This is a genomic window from Marinomonas sp. A3A, assembly GCF_018336955.1.
Lineage (GTDB): Bacteria > Pseudomonadota > Gammaproteobacteria > Pseudomonadales > Marinomonadaceae > Marinomonas > Marinomonas lutimaris.
Window position 1 is genome coordinate 4,313,874 of sequence record NZ_CP025532.1, and the last position, 21,790, is coordinate 4,335,663.

General features: G+C 45.3%; 22 protein-coding genes and 4 tRNA genes. All 26 read right to left on the reverse strand.

Annotated elements, in window-relative coordinates:
* Position 1 precedes the first annotated feature (1 nt).
* The 26 genes from rpmC to CYL31_RS20315 all read right to left on the reverse strand — a co-directional run bounded on the left by rpmC (position 2) and on the right by CYL31_RS20315 (position 21,756).
* The gene (rpmC, locus tag CYL31_RS20190) at positions 2–193 is read right to left on the reverse strand and encodes a 50S ribosomal protein L29 (protein WP_110577370.1); all 192 of its coding nucleotides are present in this window, start codon (positions 191–193) and stop codon (positions 2–4) included.
* Complete coding sequence (gene rplP / locus CYL31_RS20195) at positions 194–607, reverse strand: 50S ribosomal protein L16 (protein WP_110577369.1); 414 nt, start codon at positions 605–607, stop codon at positions 194–196.
* Between the two features lie 10 nt (positions 608–617).
* Positions 618–1,298: a 30S ribosomal protein S3 gene (gene rpsC, locus CYL31_RS20200; protein WP_212916908.1), complete on the reverse strand. Its 681-nt coding sequence runs from the start codon at positions 1,296–1,298 to the stop codon at positions 618–620.
* A 14-nt stretch (positions 1,299–1,312) separates the two neighbouring features.
* Complete coding sequence (gene rplV / locus CYL31_RS20205) at positions 1,313–1,645, reverse strand: 50S ribosomal protein L22 (protein WP_012071931.1); 333 nt, start codon at positions 1,643–1,645, stop codon at positions 1,313–1,315.
* A gap of 14 nt (positions 1,646–1,659) precedes the next feature.
* Positions 1,660–1,935: a 30S ribosomal protein S19 gene (gene rpsS, locus CYL31_RS20210; protein WP_012071932.1), complete on the reverse strand. Its 276-nt coding sequence runs from the start codon at positions 1,933–1,935 to the stop codon at positions 1,660–1,662.
* 15 nt (positions 1,936–1,950) lie between these two features.
* A complete protein-coding gene (rplB, locus tag CYL31_RS20215; protein WP_114412702.1) occupies positions 1,951–2,775 on the reverse strand; it encodes a 50S ribosomal protein L2 in 825 nt (274 codons plus the stop codon).
* Positions 2,776–2,789: 14 nt separating this feature from the next.
* The gene (gene rplW, locus CYL31_RS20220; protein ID WP_012071934.1) at positions 2,790–3,086 is read right to left on the reverse strand and encodes a 50S ribosomal protein L23; all 297 of its coding nucleotides are present in this window, start codon (positions 3,084–3,086) and stop codon (positions 2,790–2,792) included.
* On the reverse strand, positions 3,083–3,688 hold the full coding sequence (gene rplD, locus CYL31_RS20225; RefSeq protein ID WP_113918284.1) for a 50S ribosomal protein L4: 606 nt from the start codon (positions 3,686–3,688) through the stop codon (positions 3,083–3,085). Before rplD ends, rplW begins: the two co-directional genes overlap by 4 nt.
* A gap of 12 nt (positions 3,689–3,700) precedes the next feature.
* Positions 3,701–4,339: a 50S ribosomal protein L3 gene (rplC, locus tag CYL31_RS20230; protein ID WP_212916909.1), complete on the reverse strand. Its 639-nt coding sequence runs from the start codon at positions 4,337–4,339 to the stop codon at positions 3,701–3,703.
* Between the two features lie 128 nt (positions 4,340–4,467).
* Entirely contained in the window at positions 4,468–4,779 is a 312-nt protein-coding gene (gene rpsJ / locus CYL31_RS20235) for a 30S ribosomal protein S10 (protein WP_012071937.1), read from the reverse strand.
* A gap of 208 nt (positions 4,780–4,987) precedes the next feature.
* Positions 4,988–6,211: an elongation factor Tu gene (gene tuf, locus CYL31_RS20240; RefSeq protein WP_212916910.1), complete on the reverse strand. Its 1,224-nt coding sequence runs from the start codon at positions 6,209–6,211 to the stop codon at positions 4,988–4,990.
* 35 nt (positions 6,212–6,246) lie between these two features.
* Positions 6,247–8,340, reverse strand: coding sequence for an elongation factor G (gene fusA / locus CYL31_RS20245; RefSeq protein WP_212916911.1), 2,094 nt, complete (start codon positions 8,338–8,340; stop codon positions 6,247–6,249).
* Between the two features lie 21 nt (positions 8,341–8,361).
* Positions 8,362–8,835, reverse strand: a complete 474-nt coding sequence (rpsG, locus tag CYL31_RS20250; RefSeq protein ID WP_012071940.1) for a 30S ribosomal protein S7 — start codon at positions 8,833–8,835, stop codon at positions 8,362–8,364.
* A 99-nt stretch (positions 8,836–8,934) separates the two neighbouring features.
* Positions 8,935–9,309 carry a 30S ribosomal protein S12 gene (gene rpsL / locus CYL31_RS20255; protein ID WP_012071941.1) on the reverse strand — a complete coding sequence of 125 codons (375 nt, stop codon included), beginning with the start codon at positions 9,307–9,309 and terminating at the stop codon, positions 8,935–8,937.
* A 137-nt stretch (positions 9,310–9,446) separates the two neighbouring features.
* Positions 9,447–13,649 (reverse strand): DNA-directed RNA polymerase subunit beta', encoded by a 4,203-nt coding sequence (gene rpoC, locus CYL31_RS20260; protein WP_212916912.1) that lies wholly within the window; start codon positions 13,647–13,649, stop codon positions 9,447–9,449.
* Positions 13,650–13,714: 65 nt separating this feature from the next.
* Positions 13,715–17,815, reverse strand: a complete 4,101-nt coding sequence (rpoB, locus tag CYL31_RS20265) for a DNA-directed RNA polymerase subunit beta (RefSeq protein WP_212916913.1) — start codon at positions 17,813–17,815, stop codon at positions 13,715–13,717.
* A 188-nt stretch (positions 17,816–18,003) separates the two neighbouring features.
* Positions 18,004–18,375: a 50S ribosomal protein L7/L12 gene (gene rplL / locus CYL31_RS20270; protein WP_212916914.1), complete on the reverse strand. Its 372-nt coding sequence runs from the start codon at positions 18,373–18,375 to the stop codon at positions 18,004–18,006.
* Positions 18,376–18,456: 81 nt separating this feature from the next.
* On the reverse strand, positions 18,457–18,957 hold the full coding sequence (gene rplJ / locus CYL31_RS20275) for a 50S ribosomal protein L10 (RefSeq protein ID WP_012071945.1): 501 nt from the start codon (positions 18,955–18,957) through the stop codon (positions 18,457–18,459).
* Positions 18,958–19,188: 231 nt separating this feature from the next.
* A complete protein-coding gene (gene rplA, locus CYL31_RS20280) occupies positions 19,189–19,890 on the reverse strand; it encodes a 50S ribosomal protein L1 (protein ID WP_212916915.1) in 702 nt (233 codons plus the stop codon).
* Positions 19,890–20,324, reverse strand: coding sequence for a 50S ribosomal protein L11 (rplK, locus tag CYL31_RS20285; protein WP_012071947.1), 435 nt, complete (start codon positions 20,322–20,324; stop codon positions 19,890–19,892). Before rplK ends, rplA begins: the two co-directional genes overlap by 1 nt.
* 49 nt (positions 20,325–20,373) lie before the next feature.
* Positions 20,374–20,907 (reverse strand): transcription termination/antitermination protein NusG, encoded by a 534-nt coding sequence (gene nusG / locus CYL31_RS20290; RefSeq protein ID WP_212916916.1) that lies wholly within the window; start codon positions 20,905–20,907, stop codon positions 20,374–20,376.
* A gap of 9 nt (positions 20,908–20,916) precedes the next feature.
* Positions 20,917–21,285 carry a preprotein translocase subunit SecE gene (gene secE, locus CYL31_RS20295; RefSeq protein WP_212916917.1) on the reverse strand — a complete coding sequence of 123 codons (369 nt, stop codon included), beginning with the start codon at positions 21,283–21,285 and terminating at the stop codon, positions 20,917–20,919.
* A 40-nt stretch (positions 21,286–21,325) separates the two neighbouring features.
* Positions 21,326–21,401, reverse strand: a tRNA-Trp gene (locus CYL31_RS20300).
* Between the two features lie 116 nt (positions 21,402–21,517).
* Positions 21,518–21,593: transfer RNA gene (locus tag CYL31_RS20305), tRNA-Thr, on the reverse strand.
* Between the two features lies 1 nt (position 21,594).
* A tRNA-Gly gene (locus CYL31_RS20310) sits at positions 21,595–21,669 on the reverse strand.
* Between the two features lie 3 nt (positions 21,670–21,672).
* Positions 21,673–21,756, reverse strand: a tRNA-Tyr gene (locus tag CYL31_RS20315).
* Positions 21,757–21,790: the final 34 nt, after the last annotated feature.

A 21,790-nucleotide genomic window follows, 5' to 3' on the forward strand; every position in this document is an offset into this window, starting at 1 on the left:
CTTAGTTACCTGCCTTATCATTTAGCACGGTTTTAACACGTGCGATATTGCGGCGAACTTGCGAGAGCAAATGAGTTTGCGCTAACTGACCAGTGGCTTTCTGCATGCGCAGAGTAAATTGCTCACGTAGCAGTTCAATCAAGGTCGCTTGTAGCTCAGCTACAGACTTTTCTTGCAGTTCTTTTGCTTTCATCTACATCACCGTACGCGTTACGAAAGTTGTGGACAGAGGAAGCTTAGCAGCAGCCAACGCGAATGCTTCGCGAGCTAACTGTTCTGAAACGCCCTCAACTTCATAAAGCATTTTTCCAGGTTGAATCTGTGCAACCCAGTATTCTACGCTACCCTTACCTTTACCCTGACGAACCTCAAGAGGCTTCTGAGTAATCGGCTTATCAGGGAACACACGAATCCAGATTTTACCGCCACGCTTGATGTGACGAGTCATTGCACGACGCGCCGCTTCAATTTGACGAGCAGTAAGACGACCACGTTCTGTGGACTTCAATCCGAATTCACCAAAGCTAACTTGGTTTCCGCGAAGAGCAAGACCGCGGTTACGGCCTTTCTGCATTTTGCGGAACTTAGTACGTTTCGGTTGTAACATGACTTACCCCCTACTTAGACTTCTTCTTTTGTGCGCCTTTGTCAGCTCGCACTTGTTCAATACCGCCCAAGATTTCGCCTTTGAAGATCCACACTTTTACGCCAATGATGCCGTAAGTTGTAGCAGCTTCATAAGTAGCGTAGTCAATGTCAGCGCGTAGAGTGTGTAGAGGCACACGGCCTTCACGGTACCACTCAGCACGTGCAATTTCTGCACCGCCTAAACAACCACTTACCTGAACCTTGATACCTTTCGCGCCTGCACGCATAGCATTTTGTACTGCGCGCTTCATAGCACGACGGAACATTACGCGACGCTCAAGTTGGCTAGCAATATTTTGCGCAACCAATTTAGCATCCATTTCAGGCTTACGAATTTCTTCGATGTTGATGTGGACAGGTACGCCCATCATTTCAGAAACTGCATTACGTAGCTTCTCAACATCTTCGCCTTTCTTACCAATCACGATACCCGGACGGGCAGTGTGAATTGTAATACGAGCGGTCTGAGCAGGACGCTGAATCTCGATACGAGAAACAGAAGCCTGGACCAATTTTTTCTCCAGGAACGCACGAACCTGAAGATCGTTTAATAACAGCTTAGAGTAGTTTTGATTATTCGCATACCAAGTAGAAGTATGATCTTTAACTATCCCTAGGCGTATACCAGTTGGATGAACCTTCTGACCCATTGGGTTTCTCCTAATTAGTCAGCGACTTTAACTGTGATATGGCAACCGCGTTTTAGAATACGGTCAGCACGGCCTTTGGCACGTGGCATAATACGCTTTAGAGTCATAGCCTCATCAACGTAAGCCGTAGACACACGCAAGTCATCTACATCAGCACCTTCGTTATGCTCAGCGTTAGCTATAGCAGACTCTAGTACTTTCTTAACAATTACTGCCGCCTTCTTAGGACTGAACGTTAAAATGTTCAGTGCTTCGCTAACAGATTTGCCGCGGATTTGATCTACAACCAAACGGGCCTTCTGCGCTGAGAGGCGAGCACCCTTCAATGAAGCTTTTACTTCACTCATGTTAATACCCCTTATTACCGTTTGGCTTTCTTGTCCGCAGCATGACCACGATATGTACGGGTCGGAGCGAACTCACCCAATTTATGACCGACCATATCTTCAGTTACTAGAACTGGAACATGCTGGCGACCATTATGGACAGCGATAGTCAACCCTACAAAATCAGGGAAGATAGTAGAACGGCGTGACCAAGTTTTAATTGGACGACGATCATTTTTCTCTACCGCAGCCTCTACCTTTTTCAACAAATGAAGGTCGATAAAAGGACCTTTTTTTAGTGAACGTGGCACAGTCGTTTCCTCTTATTACTTAGTACGGCGACGTACAATAAGTTTGTCAGTACGCTTGTTGCTGCGTGTTTTGTAACCTTTAGTAGGCACACCCCATGGCGTAACTGGGTGACGACCACCTTTGCTACGACCTTCACCACCACCATGTGGGTGATCCACTGGGTTCATCGCCGAACCGCGAACGGTAGGACGAACACCACGCCAACGCGTAGCACCAGCTTTACCAAGAACTCGTAAGCTATGCTCAGAGTTTGATACTTCACCTAAAGTAGCGCGACATTCTGTCAATACTTTACGCATTTCACCTGAACGTAGGCGAAGAGTAACGTAACGACCTTCACGAGCAACTAGCTGAGCAGAAGCACCAGCAGAACGTGCAACTTGTGCACCTTTACCTGGCTTAAGCTCGACACAGTGTACGGTACTACCAACTGGGATATTTTGCAGAGGCAAAGTATTACCCGCTTTGATAGGCGCATCTGCACCACTAAAAACGATATTGCCAGCGACCATACCTTTGGAAGCGATAATGTAACGACGCTCACCATCAGCATATCTAATCAATGCAATATTTGCAGAACGGTTTGGATCATACTCCAAACGCTCAACTACCGCAGAAATCCCATCTTTGTTACGACGGAAATCAACCATACGGTAATGCTGCTTATGACCACCACCTACGTGACGCGTAGTGATGCGTCCGTTATTGTTACGTCCACCAGATTTGCTTTTTGTGTCTAGCAAAGGTGCATATGGTGCGCCTTTGTGCAAATCGTTGTTGGTAACTTTAACAACGTGACGACGGCCTGCAGACGTTGGCTTACTTTTAACAACAGCCATTGACCTATCTCCCCTTATTCAGCGACCATGAAATCAATGTCTTGACCTTCAGCCAAACGTACATACGCTTTTTTCACGTCTTTACGTTTACCTAGACCACGAACTGTACGCTTAGTTTTACCTTTATGGTTCAACGTGCGAACAGACTCAACTTTGACTTCAAAAAGCGCTTCGATAGCTTGTTTGATTTCAGGTTTCGTTGCATCACCAGTTACACGAAAAACGTACTGACCATTACCTTCGGCAACGATTGTAGCTTTTTCGGAAATGTGTGGACCCAACAGAACTTTATAAATACGTTCGCCGATCATGCTAGTGCCTCCTCAACTTGTTTCAGAGCACCAACTGTCACCAACACTTTGTCGTAAGCAATCAAGCTAACAGGGTCGATAGACGCTGCATCACGTACATCTACGTTAGGAATGTTGCGAGCCGCTAAGAATAAATTGTCATCCAATTGATCGGAAACAATCAAAGCGTTCTCAATATTCAATTCTGCCATTTTTGCTATGAAGAGCTTAGTTTTTGGAGCTTCCAATTTAAGATCTTCCACAACAACAAGACGGTCTTGACGTACAAGCTCAGACCAGATGGTGCGCATTGCTGCACGGTACATCTTCTTGTTCACTTTCTGAGAGTGATCTTGTGGCTTAGCAGCGAAAGTAACACCACCAGAGCGCCATAAAGGGCTACGGATAGTACCTGCGCGTGCACGACCAGAACCTTTTTGTTTCCAAGGTTTGCGTCCACCACCTGCTACTTCAGAGCGTGTTTTCTGTGCACGTGAGCCTTGACGAGCGCCAGCCAAGTAAGATGTAACTACTTGGTGAACCAACGCTTCGTTATATTCACGAGCAAAGGCTACATCAGAAACTTCTACAGTTCCTTCTGCGCCTGTTAGATTCAAGTTCATTGTCTACCCCTCTTAGCGAGCTTTAACAGCTGATTGAAGAATAACATCACCATTTACTGCACCAGGTACGGCACCTTTCACAAGGATAAGGTTACGTTCTGTGTCTACGCGAACCACTTCTAGTGATTGTGTAGTTACTTGTGCAGCACCCATATGGCCAGCCATCTTCTTGCCTTTCCAAACACGACCAGGTGTTTGACATTGGCCGATAGAACCAGGTGCACGGTGAGACAATGAGTTACCATGTGTAGCATCTTGCATACTAAAATTATGACGCTTGATGGCACCTTGAAACCCTTTACCCTTTGATTGACCAGTTACATCAACCATTTGGATAGATTCGAAATCAGCAACAGTCAGCTCATCACCAACATTGATTTCTTTTTCGTCACCTGCCAGGCGGAACTCCCACAAACCACGACCTGCCTCAACATTTGCTTTTGCATAATGACCCGCAGCAGCTTTGTTAACGCGGCTCGAACGGCGAGAACCTACAGTAACTTGAACAGCTTGGTAGCCATCAGTTTCTGATGTTTTCACCTGAGTAACGCGGTTCGGTTCAACCTCGATGACGGTTACTGGCACGGATACACCATCTTCAGTGAAGATACGTGTCATACCGGCTTTGCGTCCGACTAATTGAATAGCCATTTTTTACCTCACTTGCCAGTTGTGTATGGGGCTATCACCCGCTACGGCTGATCATTCCAGATCATTCCACTATTGTGCATATAGCCGACTGATAACCAGCCGGTTGTCGCACCCCAAACTTTGAGCTATTAACCCAAAGAAATTTGTACTTCCACGCCTGCCGCAAGATCTAGCTTCATTAGAGCATCAACAGTTTTTTCAGTTGGCTCAACGATGTCTAGAACACGTTTGTGTGTACGGATTTCATACTGATCACGCGCATCTTTGTTTACGTGTGGAGAAATCAATACTGTATAACGCTCTTTGCGAGTAGGAAGTGGAATCGGTCCACGCACTTGCGCACCTGTACGTTTCGCTGTGTCCACAATTTCTTGTGTTGAAGCATCGATCAGACGATGATCAAACGCTTTCAGACGAATACGGATTTTTTGGCTTTGCATTTCCAACTCCAAATACAATGTTTTGATGACTTAACTGTACATTTATTAAGCCACAATCCTTTTTTAAGGACGGCGAATATTAGCCATTCAAAAACTGGTTGTCAAGTAACCAATTTCTGAACAAACAAAATAAACCATAAAAATAAAAAGGCCACCCGATCTGCGAGTGGCCTTTTCTAAATCAAAGTAAGCAGATATTAATATCTAATTACTTAAGGATTTTAGCTACAACACCAGCACCAACTGTACGACCACCTTCACGGATCGCGAAACGTAGACCTTCGTCCATCGCGATTGGGTGAATTAGTTCAACAGTCATTTGAATGTTATCACCAGGCATAACCATTTCTACGCCTTCAGGCAGAGAACATGCACCAGTTACGTCAGTTGTACGGAAGTAAAACTGTGGACGGTAACCTTTGAAGAATGGAGTATGACGACCACCTTCATCTTTACCCAACACGTAAACTTCTGCTTCAAACTCTGTGTGAGGAGTGATTGAACCAGGCTTAGCCAATACTTGACCGCGCTGTACGTCTTCACGCTTAGTACCACGTAAAAGAATACCACAGTTCTCACCAGCACGACCTTCGTCTAGAAGCTTACGGAACATCTCTACACCAGTACAAGTTGTTTTAGTAGTATCAACGATACCAACAATTTCAACTTCTTCTTGGATTTTGATAATACCACGCTCAACACGACCAGTAACAACAGTACCACGACCTTGAATAGAGAATACATCCTCGATAGGCATCAAGAATGCACCATCAATAGCACGCTCTGGCTCAGGAATGTACTCGTCAAGAGTTTCAACTAGTTTACGTACTGCAGTAGTACCCATTTCGTTGTCGTCTTCGCCTTTCAACGCCATTAGCGCAGAACCTGGGATGATTGGAGTATCATCACCCGGGAAGTCGTATTCAGAAAGAAGGTCACGCAATTCCATCTCAACCAACTCTAGCATTTCAGCGTATTCTTCAGAATCCGCACCACCACAGTCTTCAGCCAACAAGTCAGACTTGTTCAAGAAAACAACGATGTAAGGAACGCCTACTTGACGAGAAAGAAGAATGTGTTCACGAGTCTGAGGCATAGGACCATCAGTCGCACCACAAACTAGGATCGCACCGTCCATTTGAGCAGCACCAGTGATCATGTTTTTAACATAATCGGCGTGTCCAGGACAGTCTACGTGTGCGTAGTGACGAGTTGGAGAATCATACTCTACGTGAGAAGTAGAGATAGTGATACCACGCTCACGCTCTTCAGGAGCATTATCGATACCGTCAAAAGCAACAGCTGTTCCGCCGAATACTTCTGCACATACGCGAGTCAATGCTGCAGTTAGAGTTGTTTTACCATGGTCAACGTGACCGATTGTGCCAACGTTAACGTGCGGTTTATTACGTTCGAATTTACTCTTTGCCATGATACATACACCTTAAGAATTAGTAAGTATGATGATTAATCTTCATTTTTGATGATCGCGTCTGCCACACTAGCCGGTGCTTCAGCGTATTTCTCAAACTCCATTGCATAACTTGCACGCCCTTGCGACAAGCTACGCACGTCAGTTGCATATCCGAACATTTCCCCAAGAGGAACTTCAGCACGAATAATCTTCCCTGACGGGGAATCGTCCATCCCCTGAACAACACCACGACGACGATTCAGGTCACCCATCACATCACCCATGTATTCTTCAGGAGTTACAACTTCCACTTTCATTACAGGTTCAAGAACGCAAGGATCAGCATCAGCCGCTCCTTTTCTTAGCCCCTGAGAAGCTGCAATTTTAAAGGCCATTTCATTAGAGTCAACATCATGGAATGAACCATCGATCAGCACAACCTTGATACCCAATAATGGATAACCAGCGATTACACCGTTCTTCATTTGCTCCGAAACACCCTTTTCTACTGCAGGGATGTATTCTTTAGGAATAGCACCACCAACAATCTCGTTAACAAACTCAAGCCCATCTTTATCAGTCGGGATTAACTTCATCACGACGTGACCGTATTGACCACGACCACCGGATTGACGCACAAATTTGTGATTAACCACCACTTCTTTGCGAATTTTCTCCCGATAGGAAACCTGAGGCTTACCAATGTTTGCCTCCACCTTGAACTCGCGACGCATACGATCGACAAGTATATCAAGGTGCAGCTCACCCATACCGGAAATAATTATTTGACCCGTTTCTTCGTGCGTTTCCACCCGAAAAGAAGGATCCTCTTGCGCCAATTTACCCAGCGCAACGCCCATTTTATCCTGATCAGCCTGAGATTTTGGCTCAACAGCGACGGATATAACAGGCTCTGGAAACTCCATACGCTCAAGCACAACAACATCATTCATATCGCAAAGCGTATCACCCGTAGTTACGTATTTCATTCCTACGATAGCAGCAATATCACCCGCCAATACTTCTTTGATTTCTTCACGATTATTAGCATGCATTTGAACCATTCGGCCAATACGCTCACGCTTCTGCTTAACAGAATTGTAAACCGCATCTCCTGAACGCAACACTCCAGAATACACACGAATAAATGTTAATGTACCCACAAATGGGTCTGTCGCTATTTTGAATGCCAACGACGAGAATGGATCCTCATCATTAGCTATTCGAGTTACAACAGTTTCACCATCTTCAAGCGTCCCTTCAATCGCTTTCACTTCAAGCGGTGAAGGTAAATATTCAACAACAGCATCCAAAACAGCCTGAACACCTTTATTTTTAAAGGCAGAACCACAAGTAACCAAGACAATTTCATTGGATAACGTGCGAATTCTCAAACCGCTTTTTATCTCATCAACAGATAGCTCACCTTCTTCAAGGTACTTATCCATTAATTCATCATTCGCTTCAGCTGCCGCCTCAACCATGTGCTCACGCCACTCTTGCGCTTCCTCAAGCAAATCATCAGGAACCTCCTCCAAAGAGAAAGTCATACCATGATCTTCTTCATTCCACACAATAGTTTTCATCAAGATCAAATCGATTACACCTCTGAAATCTTCTTCAGTGCCAACATTGATCTGAATTGGAACAGCATTAGCCCCAAGACGAGTTTTTAACTGACGAACAACAGCAAAAAAGTCAGCTCCCGTACGATCCATCTTATTGATGAAAACCATACGCGGCACTTCATACTTATTTGCTTGACGCCAAACCGTCTCAGTTTGAGGCTGCACACCCGAAGAACCACAAAGCACAACAACAGCACCATCCAAAACACGTAGAGAACGCTCTACTTCAATAGTAAAATCTACGTGCCCAGGCGTGTCTATAATGTTGACACGATGCTCTTCAAACTGCTTATTCATTCCACTCCAGAAGCATGTTGTTGCTGCTGAAGTTATCGTGATACCACGTTCTTGCTCTTGCTCCATCCAATCCATTGTTGCTGCACCATCGTGCACTTCACCAATTTTATGAGATAGACCAGTATAAAAAAGAACGCGCTCAGTTGTCGTCGTTTTACCTGCATCAACATGCGCACAAATACCGATGTTACGGTAGCGGTTGATAGGTGTTTTACGTGCCACTGTGTATCCTTCTCCGGATGATTAGAAACGGTAGTGAGAGAATGCTTTGTTAGCTTCTGCCATGCGGTGAACGTCTTCACGTTTCTTAACAGCAGAACCTTTGTTTTCAGCAGCATCTAAAATTTCGCCAGCTAGACGCAAAGCCATGGATTTTTCACCACGCTTACGAGAAGCATCAACCAACCAACGCATAGATAAAGCTGCGCGGCGAGCTGGACGAACTTCCACAGGAACTTGGTATGTCGCACCACCAACACGGCGAGATTTAACCTCAACCATTGGCTGGATAGATTCCAATGCTTTTTCGAAGATAGCCATTGGCTCTTCAGTTTTAGCGCGAGCTGCTACAGTATTTAGCGCATTGTAAACAATGCTCTCTGCAACAGACTTTTTACCGCTAACCATTACATGGTTGATGAATTTAGCGAGAATCTGGCTTCCGTGTTTAGGATCCGGAAGGATTTCACGCTTAGCGACGACGCGTCTTCTAGGCATATCTATATCCTCTTCAGGTTCGCCCGAGACAATTATATTATTGCTCGGCCTTACTGTATTAAAAAATTATGTCTAAACGATGAATTAAGCTGATTTAACTTACTTCTTAGGACGTTTAGTACCGTATTTAGAACGGCCTTGCTTACGATTTTGTACGCCTGAAGTATCCAAGCTACCACGCACTGTGTGGTAACGAACACCAGGAAGGTCTTTTACACGACCGCCGCGAATCAGCACTACGCTGTGTTCTTGCAGGTTGTGACCTTCACCACCGATGTAGGAAGTAACTTCGAAGCCGTTAGTCAAGCGAACACGACATACTTTACGCAAAGCCGAGTTAGGCTTTTTAGGTGTAGTAGTATATACGCGAGTGCAGACACCGCGGCGTTGCGGACAAGCTTGTAACGCAGGAACGTCACTCTTTGCCACTTTACGTTTACGTGGTTTACGAACCAACTGGTTAACGGTTGCCATTAGACAAGCTCCACAAATCCAATTCTTATGACGGAAATCGCCAAAATTAAGGAGGCGCAAGTTTAATTTGCGCCTATAAAACAGTCAATAGGGAGGCGACTAAAAAATCACCTCCCTTACGATTTAACAGCAAATAACTAGTCTTTCAGTGCAGCACTCAATGCTTCTTCAACATCTGAGGCACTTACTGTCGAACTTCCTTCCTTCGCTGCTAGTGCAAGCTCTTTCTTTCTCTTGCGCTCATTGTGGTAAGCCAAACCTGTACCAGCTGGTATCAAGCGACCCACAACAACGTTTTCTTTCAAGCCACGTAAGTGATCTTTCTTACCAGTTACCGCACCTTCCGTAAGAACTCGAGTTGTCTCTTGGAAAGATGCCGCTGATATAAAGGACTCAGTAGCCAAAGAAGCTTTCGTGATACCTAGAAGCACACGCTCAAACTTAGCAGGGAATTTACCCTCTGCTTCCGCTTTTTCGTTTGAATCTAGCAGATGAGTAAACTCAACCTGATCACCTTGAATAAGATCTGTATCACCAGACTCACCAACTTCTACTTTGCGTAACATTTGGTTAACGATAACCTCAATGTGCTTATCGTTAATTACTACGCCTTGCAAGCGGTAAACTTCTTGCACTTCATTCGTGATGTAATCAGCCAAAGCCTCTACACCCTGAAGACGCAAAATGTCATGAGGGCTCAAAGGACCGTCGGCAATAATCTCACCTTTAGCCACTTCTTCACCATCAAAGATGTTGATTTGACGCCATTTAGGAATCAAAGTCTCGACTGGATCATCACCGTTTTGAGGAGTGATAACCAAACGGATCTTACCTTTTGTTTCTTTACCGAAGCTAACCACACCGCTCGTTTCCGCCATAACAGCAGGATCTTTCGGACGACGCGCTTCGAATAGGTCTGCCACTCGTGGCAAACCACCGGTAATATCTTTGTTACCAATAGATTCTTGAGGAATACGCGCAAGAACCTCACCTGATTTCACTGTCGCGCCATGATCTAGACTCAACAATGCTTTTTCAGGAAGCATGTACTGTACTGGTGATTCAGTACCAGGAATCAATACAGGGTTACCCTCTGCATCAACAACGGCAATCATCGGACGTATGTCTTTACCAGCTGCAGGACGATCACGCATCTCCATAACTTCAATAGTAGTCAAGCCCGTCATTTCGTCAGATTGACGACGAATAGTAACGTTCTCTTCCATACCACTGAACTCAAGGCGACCCTCCATCTCAGATACGATTGGGTGTGTATGTGGATCCCAGTTAGCGACGATTTGACCCGCAGTAACTTGATCACCTTCACGCACACTCAATACTGCACCGTAAGGAAGCTTATAACGCTCTTTCTCACGACCCGCTTCATCAGCAATGGCCAATTCAGAAGAACGAGATGCAACAACTAGGTGACCAGTATGACGCTCGATACTCTTCATTTTATTGAAACGTACTGTACCCGCACTCTTCACCTGGACACTATCAATCGCAGACGCTCGAGATGCCGCACCACCGATGTGGAACGTACGCATCGTTAACTGCGTACCTGGCTCACCGATAGACTGTGCTGCAACAACACCAATGGCTTCACCAATGTTAACTTGATGACCACGAGCAAGATCACGGCCGTAACACTTAGCACATACACCATGACGTGTATTACAAGTGATAACAGAACGAATGATCATTTCATCCACACCAGCCGCTTCGATAGTACGAACGTCATGCTCGTCAATCAAAGTACCAGCAGCAAGAACGAAATCGCCTTTACCGTCAATCACATCTTGAGCCACTACACGACCCAATACACGATGACCTAGCGGAACAACTACGTCACCACCTTCAATCATGGCTGCAACGGAAATACCGTTTGTAGAGCCACAATCTACTTCAGTGATAACCAAATCCTGCGCTACGTCTACTAGACGACGAGTCAAGTAACCAGAGTTTGCTGTTTTCAATGCCGTATCGGCTAGACCCTTACGAGCACCGTGTGTAGAGGTAAAGTACTGAAGTACTGATAGACCTTCACGGAAGTTCGCAGTGATTGGTGTCTCGATAATGGAACCATCTGGTTTCGCCATCAAACCACGCATACCACCCAACTGACGCATCTGCGCAACACTACCACGGGCACCAGAGTCAGCCATCATGTAAACCGAGTTAAAAGATTGTTGTTCAACCTCTTCGCCCGCTTTATTGATTGTCATCTCTTTTGCCAAGTTTTTCATCATGGCTTCAGTAACAGTTTCGTTGGTACGAGACCATAAATCGATTACCTTGTTGTACTTCTCGCCTTGCGTTACAAGACCATCAGCGTATTGGTATTCGATTTCTTTAACTTCTGCTTCAGCTTTCGCAATGATCGCCGCTTTCTCTGGTGGAATAACAAAGTCATCAACACCAACAGAAGAGCCTGACGCCGTAGCGTAAGCAAAACCTGTGTACATCAATTGGTCAGCAAAAATACAGCTCTCTTTCAAGCCGACTTTACGGTAACACTCGTTGATCAAGTTAGAGATCGCTTTTTTCTTCATGGTTTGGTTAACCACAGAGAACGGTAGGCCATCAGGAACAATATCAAACAACAAGGCACGACCAACAGTTGTATCTGCAATGAAAGTAGACGGCACTTTGTCGCCATCAAGCGTGGTATCAACTTGGCTGATACGTACTTTTACTTTCGCGTGCAATTCAACCTGTTTAGCACCATACGCACGGTGTACTTCTTTGATGTCAGAAAATGCCATGCCTTCGCCTTTGGCATTGATTTTCTCACGAGTCATATAGTACAGACCCAATACAACGTCCTGAGAAGGAACGATGATCGGCTCACCGTTTGCAGGTGATAGGATGTTGTTCGTAGACATCATCAATGCACGAGCTTCCAGCTGCGCCTCGATAGTCAACGGAACGTGAACCGCCATTTGGTCACCATCGAAGTCGGCGTTATATGCCGCACACACTAGTGGGTGCAACTGAATCGCTTTACCTTCGATCAACATTGGTTCAAACGCTTGGATACCCAAACGGTGAAGTGTTGGCGCACGGTTCAACATCACTGGATGTTCGCGAATAACCTCATCTAGGATATCCCACACTTCAGGTGTTTCACGCTCAACCATTTTCTTAGCCGCTTTGATCGTCGTCGCCATGCCACGAAGTTCAAGCTTAGAGAAAATGAATGGCTTGAATAACTCAAGTGCCATTTTCTTAGGTAGACCACACTGATGTAGACGCAGTGATGGACCTACTGTGATTACAGAACGACCAGAGTAGTCAACACGCTTACCTAGCAAGTTCTGGCGGAAACGACCTTGTTTACCCTTGATCATATCAGCCAAAGATTTTAGAGGACGTTTGTTAGAACCAGTAATGGCGCGGCCACGACGACCGTTATCAAGCAAAGCATCAACAGATTCTTGCAACATACGCTTTTCGTTGCGTACGATGATATCTGGAGCTGATAACTCTAACAGGCGTTTTAGACGGTTGTTACGGTTAATTACACGACGGTAAAGGTCGTTCAAATCAGACGTCGCAAAACGACCACCTTCAAGTGGCACCAATGGACGAAGATCTGGTGGAAGAACTGGCAATACATCTAACACCATCCACTCTGGGTTGTTACCAGAATGATAGAATGCTTCAACAAGCTTAAGACGCTTAGAAAGTTTCTTAATACGAGTTTCAGAATTAGTGCTGTTTAGCTCTTCACGCATGCTGTTAATTTCTACAGGCATATCTAAATCGCGAAGCAACATCTGAACCGCTTCCGCACCCATACGGGCATCAAACTCGTCACCGAATTCTTCTAGCGCTTCAAAATACTGCTCATCGTTTAGCAATTGGCCTTTATCAAGCGTTGTCATACCTGGATCGATCACGATGAAAGATTCAAAATACAAAACACGCTCAATGTCACGCAACGTCATATCTAAGATAAGACCGATACGAGACGGTAGAGACTTCAAAAACCAAATATGTGCAACAGGCGATGCAAGCTCAATGTGACCCATGCGTTCACGACGCACTTTAGACAGAGCCACTTCAACGCCACACTTCTCACAGATAACACCACGGTGTTTCAAACGCTTATATTTACCACACAAGCATTCGTAGTCCTTAATAGGACCAAAGATTTTTGCACAGAACAAACCGTCACGTTCTGGTTTGAACGTACGGTAGTTGATGGTCTCTGGCTTTTTAACTTCACCGTAAGACCATGAACGAATCATATCTGGTGATGCCAAGCCAATGCGGATCGCATCAAACTCGTCAGATTGTCCCTGTGATTTTAGAAGACCTAATAAGTCTTTCATGGATATTCGCCCCACTCGTAAGGCCGGGGAGTCTTGCTCCCCAGCAGGTCAAATGTGATTCGTGCTTATTCGTTTTCCAGCTCGATATCGATACCAAGAGAACGAATCTCTTTCACCAACACGTTGAAGGACTCAGGCATGCCAGGTTCCATACGGTGGTCACCATCTACGATGTTTTTATACATCTTAGTACGGCCATTCACGTCATCGGACTTAACAGTCAACATTTCTTGAAGCGTGTAAGCAGCACCGTATGCTTCTAGTGCCCATACCTCCATCTCCCCGAAACGCTGACCACCGAACTGAGCTTTACCACCCAGCGGCTGCTGAGTAACCAAGCTGTAAGAACCGGTAGAACGTGCGTGCATTTTGTCGTCAACCAAGTGGTTCAACTTAAGCATGTACATGTAACCAACAGTTACAGGACGTTCAAAAGCATCACCAGTACGACCGTTAAACAATTTAACTTGGCCGCTTTCGTTGATTCCAGCTAAACGCAACATACGTTTAATTTCAGACTCTTTTGCACCATCAAAGGCACCAGACGCCATTGGAACACCACCTGTTAGGTTAGATGCCAAGGTCAAAATTTCTTCGTCTGTAAAGCTGTCCAAATCTTCAGTACGCGCACATTTCAAATCACCTTCATAGCCGTTATAGATCTCGTCAAGGAAGCTACGCAGTTCTGCAACTGCCTCTGCTTTTTCACGCTCTACAACAAGCATCTCGTTGATCTTACGACCCAAGCCTTTAGATGCCGCACCTAAGTGAGTCTCCAAAACCTGACCAACGTTCATACGCGAAGGAACACCTAGCGGGTTCAAAACGATATCAACTGGATCACCGTTTTCATCGTACGGCATATCTTCAACTGGCATAATTTTAGAAATTACACCTTTATTACCATGACGACCGGCCATTTTATCACCTGGCTGGATACGACGTTTGATGGCAACATAAACCTTAACGATTTTAAGAACGCCAGGCGCTAGATCATCACCTGTTTGTAGCTTGCGTTTCTTATCTTCGAATTTCGCGTCAAGTTCTTTACGGCGCTCAATCAAAGCGGCTTGTGCTTTTTCAAGCTGCTCACTCGCTTCTTCATTAGCAACACGAATTTTAAACCACTCAGGGTGATCAAGATTCGCCAAGTACTCTTCCGTAATAATCGCATTGCGAGCCAAACCAGGACCACCTTCCGCTTGCTGACCGATTAGGGCTTCAGCTAGACGTTCGAAAGTCGCTTTCTCAACAATACGGAACTCTTCGTTTAAGTCCTTGCGAACTTGATCAAGTTGCGATTTTTCAATGAACTTAGCACGGTCATCTTTTTCGATGCCATCACGAGTGAAAACTTGCACGTCGATAACTGTACCGCGCGTACCCGTCTTAACACGTTGCGACGTATCTTTTACGTCGGACGCTTTTTCACCGAAGATAGCTCGCAAAAGTTTCTCTTCAGGCGTTAGCTGTGTCTCACCCTTAGGCGTTACTTTACCAACTAGAATATCGCCCGGCTCTACTTCTGCACCGATGTAAACGATACCGGATTGATCCAACTTAGAAAGCGCACCTTCACCCACATTCGGGATATCGGCAGTAATCTCTTCTGGCCCAAGCTTAGTATCACGCGCAACACACGTTAACTCTTGAATGTGGATAGAAGTGAATCGATCTTCTTCTACAACACGCTCAGAAACGAGAATCGAGTCCTCGAAGTTGAAACCGTTCCAAGGCATAAAAGCAATACGCATGTTTTGACCTAGTGCCAAATCACCCATATCTACAGAAGGACCATCAGCCATAATGTCGCCAGAAGCAACCTTCTCACCTTTCATAACCAAAGTACGCTGGTTGATACAAGTGTTCTGGTTAGAACGCACGTATTTAGTTAGGTTGTAGATATCTACACCCGCCTCACCAGCAATTGTTTCTTCTGAATTCACACGTACAACGATACGGCTCGCATCAACAGACTCAATCACACCACCGCGGTTCGCAACGATACAAACACCAGAATCTTTTGCTACATTTTTTTCCATCCCAGTACCAACTACAGGCTTATCTGCCTTAAGTGTAGGTACTGCTTGACGCTGCATGTTCGATCCCATCAATGCACGGTTAGCATCGTCGTGCTCTAGGAACGGAATCAAAGATGCCGCAACAGAAACAACCTGACGAGGTGACACGTCCATTAGGTTTACTTTCTCTTTTGGAATCAAAGTCGTTTCGTGCATGTGACGCACCTGAACCAACTCATCAACCAAACGACCTTCCGCATCAACATTTGCAGATGCTTGGGCTATTACATATTTCGCTTCATCGATTGCAGAGATATAAACTGTTTCATCAGTCATTTTGCCATCGATAATCTTACGGTATGGCGTTTCTAAGAAGCCGTAGCTGTTAGTGCGCGCATAAGTTGATAGCGAGTTAATCAAACCGATGTTTGGACCTTCAGGTGTTTCGATAGGACAAACACGGCCATAGTGAGTAGCGTGTACGTCACGTACTTCAAAGCCTGCACGTTCACGCGTAAGACCACCAGGCCCTAACGCCGAAACACGACGCTTATGCGTTACTTCAGATAGCGGGTTGTTTTGGTCCATAAACTGAGACAACTGGCTTGAACCGAAGAACTCTTTAATAGCGGCAGCAACTGGCTTCGCATTCAAAAGGTCTTGCGGCATAAGGCCATCAGCTTCTGCCATTGACAAACGCTCTTTCACTGCACGCTCAACACGAACAAGACCAACACGGAATTGGTTCTCGGCCATTTCACCAACAGAACGAACTCGACGGTTACCCAAGTGATCGATGTCATCAACCATGCCGTTACCGTTACGGATATCAAGCAAAGTTTTTAGAACAGCTACGATGTCGTCATTATCAAGAACGCCAGCACCCGTATCTTCTTCACGACCTAAACGACGATTGAATTTCATTCGACCAACGCCAGATAGGTCATAGCGATCTTCGGAGAAGAACAAACCTTGGAACAAACCTTCAGCCGATTCTTTGGTCGGTGGCTCGCCAGGACGCATCATGCGATAGATTTCAACTAGAGCTTCTAACTGATTACTCGTTGGATCAATACGCAGCGTATCAGAAATAAATGGACCATTATCCAAATCGTTCGTATAAAGCGTTTCAACTTCAGTAATACCAGAAGAAACCAACGCCTCTAGCAAATCAACAGACAACTCAGTGTTTGCTTCCGCAATCAACTCACCCGTTGAAGGATGAACCAAGTTTTTCGCTGTTACCTTGCCAAGCATGTACTCAAGCGGTACAGATAGACGCTCAAGACCTGATTTTTCCATCACACGAATGTGCTTAGCAGTAATACGGCGACCTTCTTCTACGATCAGTTCGCCATTCGCATCAGCAATATTAAACAGTGCAGTCTCGCCACGTAGACGATTTGCAACTAGATCCATTTCAAAACCATCACGTTTCAAATAGAAACGAGTAGAGTCAAAGAAAGTATCTAGAATTTGCTCAGTTCCGTAACCCAAAGCGCGCAACAAAATAGTTGCCGGCAACTTACGGCGACGGTCAATACGAACAAATACGCAATCTTTTGGATCAAACTCGAAGTCCAACCATGAACCGCGGTAAGGAATAATACGAGCAGAATGTAGTAACTTGCCTGAAGAGTGTGTCTTACCACGATCGTGGTCGAAGAACACACCAGGAGAACGGTGTAATTGAGATACAATAACACGCTCAGTCCCGTTGATTACAAAGGTACCATTGTCTGTCATAAGCGGAATTTCGCCCATGTAGACTTCTTGCTCGCGAATGTCTTTGATTGCCTTATTGGACGACTCTTTATCATAAATAATAAGTCGCACACGAACACGTAAAGGTGCCGCGTAAGTAACACCACGCAACTGACACTCTTTAACATCAAAGACTGGCTTGCCTAAACGGTAATCGACGTATTCTAGCGCCGCATTGCCGGAAAAGCTGACCATTGGAAAGACAGATTTAAAGGCCCCATGCAGACCTAATTCCCCACGCTCTGCAAGACTTTTACCTTCCTGCAGAAAATTACGATAGGATTCAAGCTGAATTGCCAGCAAGTATGGCACATCCAAAACGGGCGGCAGTTTACCGAAATCCTTACGGATACGTTTTTTCTCAGTGTATGAGTAAGCCATCAGCATTCCCCAGCTTGTGCACATTGACGCAAAAGGCCCAAATCAGGCCTTACCATATATGGGAGCATTATCTCCCATGTGAAAATTCTTTTAAGTTTTATTTGAGTTTCAGAAACCCAAAAAGGCCGGTGACAATAATGTCACCAGCCATTTCGACTATTGGTCGAAATCTGGAAATACAAGTATCATTACTTGATTTCGACAGATGCACCAGCTTCTTCAAGAGCTGCTTTAAGAGCGGCAGCATCTTCTTTAGAAGCAGCTTCTTTAACAGTCATTGGAGCGCCGTCAACGATAGCTTTAGCTTCTTTCAAGCCTAGACCAGTCGCTGCACGAACAGCTTTGATTACGTTTACTTTCTTCTCGCCTGCAGCAGTAAGAACAACGTCAAATTCAGTTTGTTCTTCAGCAGCAGCGCCAGCTTCAGCAGCAGGACCCGCAGCTACAGCAGCAGCTGCAGATACGCCGAATTTTTCTTCCATTGCAGAAATTAGTTCAACAACGTCCATCACAGACATTTCTGCTACTGCATTGATGATATCTTCTTTAGTTAGAGCCATGACTCAGATTCCTAGCATTCTTTATAATCACCCAAGGGTGATAAAACAAATATTTATCAAGAAGGGATACGGTAAGCCGTATTAAGCCGCTTCTTGCTCTTTTTGATCGCGAACCGCTGCAAGAGTACGTACAAACTTGCTTGTTGCGCCCTGAATAACACTCATCAGTTTCGCAATAGCTTCGTCGTATGTAGGCAGTGTTGCCAAACGATCAATGTCGCCAGCTGGGATCAACTCACCGTTGAACGCCAACGCCTTTACTTCAAACTTGCTGTTAGTTTTCGCAAACGCTTTCAACAAACGAGCAGCCGCACCCGGATGTTCGTTAGAAAAAGCAATTAACGTAGGACCAACAAAGCTCTCAGCTAGACATTCGAAGTCAGTGCCTTCAACTGCACGGCGAGCCAAAGTATTACGTACTACACGTACATAAACACCTGCTTCACGCGCTTCTTTACGTAGTTCTGTCATACTACTCACGGTAACACCGCGAGAGTCAGCAACTACTGCAGATAATGCAGTTTTAGCAACTTCGCTAACTTCGGCGACAATGGCTTTTTTGTCTTCTAGACCTAATGCCACTGGTTTTCTCCTGGATTAGCAGGGAATAAATTCCCCTATTTTTACCAACTCTCCGATTACTCGAAGTACTTGCTGGTGAGTTAGATCCAGTTAATCTGAATCGGGCCACACCATCTGCGCAGGACAAACATTTTTCAACGTTGTTATTAAACCATTAGGCTCCTGCGGTCTTTGACGGCCTGCTCAACAAATAGATGAAGGCAGACCCCAAAGCTCATGATCTAAACACACTTACTTAGTAGAGTTAAGCGCGCCTAGATCAATTTGTAGACCAGGTCCCATTGTAGAGGACAAGGTCACTTTTTTCAGGTAAACACCTTTAGAAGACGCAGGTTTAGCACGACGCAAGTCGGTCAAAAGCGCTTCCAAGTTACCTCTGATAGCATCCGCAGCGAACTCAATAGAGCCAACAGCAGCGTGGATGATACCATTTTTATCTGTACGGTAACGAGCTTGACCTGCTTTTGCATTTCGTACTGCAGTAGCAACATCAGGCGTTACTGTGCCAACTTTAGGGTTAGGCATTAGACCACGTGGGCCTAAAACTTGGCCTAGCTGACCAACGATACGCATTGCATCTGGAGATGCAATAACTACGTCAAAATCAAGGTTACCAGCTTTAACTTGTTCAGCTAAATCTTCAAAACCAACAACATCTGCACCAGCTTCCTTCGCAGCTTCAGCATTTGCACCTTGCGCAAATACAGCAACACGAACATCTTTACCGGCACCATGAGGCAATACTGTAGAACCACGAACAACCTGGTCAGATTTGCGTGGGTCAACGCCTAGGTTAACAGATACGTCGATAGACTCTTTAAACTTAACAGTAGAAAGCTCAGACAATAGAGCAACAGCTTCTTCTACAGAGTAAAATTTAGTTGCTTCTACTTTTTCAGCGATCAAACGAGCGCGCTTAGTTAATTTAGCCATTAGTTAACACCCTCAACTTCTAGACCCATAGCGCGTGCGCTACCAGCAATAGTACGAACTGCTGCATCCATGTTAGAAGCAGTCAAATCAGCCTGCTTAGCAACAACAATCTCTTCTAGTTGAGCACGAGTAACCGTACCGACTTTTTGAGTATTTGGACGTGGAGAACCACTCTTTAAACCAGCTGCTTTTTTAAGCAAAACTGCTGCAGGAGTAGATTTAGTTTCGAATGTAAAACTACGATCACTGTAAACAGTGATAATAACAGGCGTTGGAAGACCTGGCTCAAGGCTTTGAGTTTTAGCATTGAACGCTTTACAGAATTCCATGATATTCACACCGTGTTGACCAAGTGCTGGACCAACTGGTGGACTTGGGTTCGCTTGACCCGCTTTAACTTGTAGCTTGATATAAGCTTGGACTTTCTTAGCCATTTTTCAACTCCAATTGGGTCACTGCCCGAAGGCTACCCGTTCAACAAAATCAGGCTTTTTCAACCTGACTAAATTCCAAATCAACAGGTGTAGAGCGCCCAAAAATAAGCACCGCCACTTTGATTCGACTTTTATCGTAATCCACCTCTTCCACAACACCATTGAAATCAGCGAACGGCCCTTCATTAACACGAACCACTTCACCCACTTCAAACAAGGTCTTAGGACGAGGCTTATCAACACCATCACTAACACGCTGCAGAATAGCATCCGCTTCGCGAGTTGTAATTGGTGAAGGCTTATCCGCCGTACCACCAATAAAACCAAGTACGCGAGATGTACCTTTAACCAAATGCCAAGAGGCGTCATTCATATCCATTTGAACCAATACATAACCTGGATAGAACTTTCTTTCACTCTTGCGCTTTTTACCATCTCGGATCTCGACCACTTCTTCAGTCGGCACCAAGATGTCACCAAAATTTTCTTCCTGCCCCATAACCTGCACCCGCTCAATAAGCGAACGCATTACGTGCTTTTCGTACCCTGAGTACGCCTGTACTACATACCATCGTTTGGTCACGAGCAACTCCTAACTAATTACCGAGGAAACGATCCAACCAAGGAACGAATCCACCCCCCATAGCACGAGAGACATAAAAACAACAACCGCTAACACTATTAAGGTTGTTTGCATGGTTTCTTGTCTAGTTGGCCATACAACTCTGCGAATTTCAGTTTTAGCTTCTCTTGCCAGAGTAAAAAAAGCCTTACCTTTCACAGTTTGCAACGCAACAAAACCAGCGACACCAGCCAACACCAAGATAGCGATTAAGCGATACAATAGTGACTCAGCAGAATAATAGTTATTACCAATCACGCCTACCGCAACTAGCAGAACAACAATTGCCCACTTAAACACATCTCCGCGAGACGCTTGAGCTTCAGTACTCGAACTCATACTTCAGGTGATCCCTAACTAAGAAATAGGATACGAAAGATGGCAGGCCAAGAGGGACTCGAACCCCCAACAGCCGGTTTTGGAAACCGGTGCTCTACCAATTGAACTATTGGCCTACATTCGTATGGGCGAAGGATGATACCTGAACAAGCCAAATCTGGCAAGGGTATCTGCCCAAAAAACAGACAATAAAAAAGGCGGTCAAACCACCTATCTTTTGCATTGGAAATGCTGGAGCTCATGAGCAGATTTGAACTGCCGACCTCACCCTTACCAAGGGTGTGCTCTACCAACTGAGCTACATGAGCCTGGAGCGGGTAGCGGGAATCGAACCCGCCTCTTCAGCTTGGAAGGCTGAGGTAATAGCCACTATACCATACCCGCAATTGGTGGAGGGAGGTGGATTCGAACCACCGAAACTTTCGTGGCAGATTTACAATCTGCTCCCTTTGGCCACTCGGGAACCCCTCCACGTACTCAGCGCTACAACGCAACACCCCAAAAG

What these genes read in the sequence shown, in the direction of transcription:
- rplA (WP_212916915.1), bottom strand. Translation starts at nt 19,890, where the DNA reads ATGGCTAAATTAACTAAGCGCGCTCGTTTGATCGCTGAAAAAGTAGAA.
- rpsG (WP_012071940.1), bottom strand. Translation starts at nt 8,835, where the DNA reads ATGCCTAGAAGACGCGTCGTCGCTAAGCGTGAAATCCTTCCGGATCCT.
- rpsJ (WP_012071937.1), bottom strand. Translation starts at nt 4,779, where the DNA reads ATGCAAAGCCAAAAAATCCGTATTCGTCTGAAAGCGTTTGATCATCGT.
- rplC (WP_212916909.1), bottom strand. Translation starts at nt 4,339, where the DNA reads ATGGCTATTCAATTAGTCGGACGCAAAGCCGGTATGACACGTATCTTC.
- rpoB (WP_212916913.1), bottom strand. Translation starts at nt 17,815, where the DNA reads ATGGCTTACTCATACACTGAGAAAAAACGTATCCGTAAGGATTTCGGT.
- rpsC (WP_212916908.1), bottom strand. Translation starts at nt 1,298, where the DNA reads ATGGGTCAGAAGGTTCATCCAACTGGTATACGCCTAGGGATAGTTAAA.
- rplB (WP_114412702.1), bottom strand. Translation starts at nt 2,775, where the DNA reads ATGGCTGTTGTTAAAAGTAAGCCAACGTCTGCAGGCCGTCGTCACGTT.
- secE (WP_212916917.1), bottom strand. Translation starts at nt 21,285, where the DNA reads ATGAGTTCGAGTACTGAAGCTCAAGCGTCTCGCGGAGATGTGTTTAAG.
- rplW (WP_012071934.1), bottom strand. Translation starts at nt 3,086, where the DNA reads ATGATCGGCGAACGTATTTATAAAGTTCTGTTGGGTCCACACATTTCC.
- rplD (WP_113918284.1), bottom strand. Translation starts at nt 3,688, where the DNA reads ATGAACTTGAATCTAACAGGCGCAGAAGGAACTGTAGAAGTTTCTGAT.
- rplP (WP_110577369.1), bottom strand. Translation starts at nt 607, where the DNA reads ATGTTACAACCGAAACGTACTAAGTTCCGCAAAATGCAGAAAGGCCGT.
- rplV (WP_012071931.1), bottom strand. Translation starts at nt 1,645, where the DNA reads ATGAGTGAAGTAAAAGCTTCATTGAAGGGTGCTCGCCTCTCAGCGCAG.
- rpsL (WP_012071941.1), bottom strand. Translation starts at nt 9,309, where the DNA reads ATGGCAACCGTTAACCAGTTGGTTCGTAAACCACGTAAACGTAAAGTG.
- rplL (WP_212916914.1), bottom strand. Translation starts at nt 18,375, where the DNA reads ATGGCTCTAACTAAAGAAGATATCATCAATGCAGTAGCAGAAATGTCT.
- rpoC (WP_212916912.1), bottom strand. Translation starts at nt 13,649, where the DNA reads ATGAAAGACTTATTAGGTCTTCTAAAATCACAGGGACAATCTGACGAG.
- rpmC (WP_110577370.1), bottom strand. Translation starts at nt 193, where the DNA reads ATGAAAGCAAAAGAACTGCAAGAAAAGTCTGTAGCTGAGCTACAAGCG.
- tuf (WP_212916910.1), bottom strand. Translation starts at nt 6,211, where the DNA reads ATGGCAAAGAGTAAATTCGAACGTAATAAACCGCACGTTAACGTTGGC.
- rplK (WP_012071947.1), bottom strand. Translation starts at nt 20,324, where the DNA reads ATGGCTAAGAAAGTCCAAGCTTATATCAAGCTACAAGTTAAAGCGGGT.